Annotated in this window: 1 protein-coding gene; it reads left to right on the plus strand. The window is 46.1% G+C overall.

Going from position 1 to position 878, the window contains the following annotated elements; genetic code table 11:
• On the plus strand, positions 1–878 hold an 878-nt coding region (locus tag LKE01_RS11855; RefSeq protein WP_263862391.1), incomplete at both ends, for a type IA DNA topoisomerase.

The following is an 878-nucleotide window of genomic DNA, read 5'->3' on the forward strand; positions in this document are numbered from 1 at the left end:
CGACCTGATTTTAAGAACAACGTTAGCGATGTTTGCTGATCCGTACGAGTACGAGGAAACTACCATTATTACCCAAGTTGGTGACGCCAATTTTAAAGCAACGGGTAAGGTCCCAACTAAGCAAGGTTGGCAAGCTTTATTTGATGATCACAAAGCCGACCAGCAAGAGGCAGCCACCCTACCGATCGTTCACCAAGGCGACCAAGTTCAAGCGAATCTGCAAACGCCGCAAAAAGAAACGACACCTCCGGTACCCTTTACCGAAGGTACCCTGATTATGGCCATGAAGACCGCTGGCAAAACGCTTGATGATGAAGTAGCCCAGGCGATTCTCAAAGATGTGCAAGGCATTGGGACAAGTGCGACCCGGGCAAATGTACTGGAAATATTAAAAAAACGCGGCTATCTCGTCACTGAAAAGAACAAGCTACACGTCAGTGAAGCCGGAATTACTTTATGTAAAGCGGTTGAACTCGAACCCTTGCTAACTAGCCCAGAAATGACGGCTAAATGGGAGCAAGCGTTACAACAAATCAGTACCGAAGAACGCACCCCGGATAACTTTTTGAACCAAATCAAAAAGTTCGTGGCAAAATTGATTGCTGATGTTCCGACACAATTAACCGGCAGTGCAGCCATTAAGCAACAAATCAATCACCAACAGCAAGCGCAGAAGGCCGCCGAGGTCTTCTTAGAAACACCACAAGCAACCGTATTAAACAAACAAAAATTTTACATTGTGAAGCCTAAGCAAGGCGAGGACTTTACCCTACCCAAGAAATGGAGTAGCAAGACGCTCGGGAAGACCGCAATTAAAGCGTTGGTTACCAAGGGTGAAACCAGCAAATTAAAGGGTTTCAAGAGCAAAAAGGGGAAGT

It is taken from the genome of Lentilactobacillus kefiri, from assembly GCF_007989105.1.
GTDB lineage: Bacteria > Bacillota > Bacilli > Lactobacillales > Lactobacillaceae > Lentilactobacillus > Lentilactobacillus kefiri.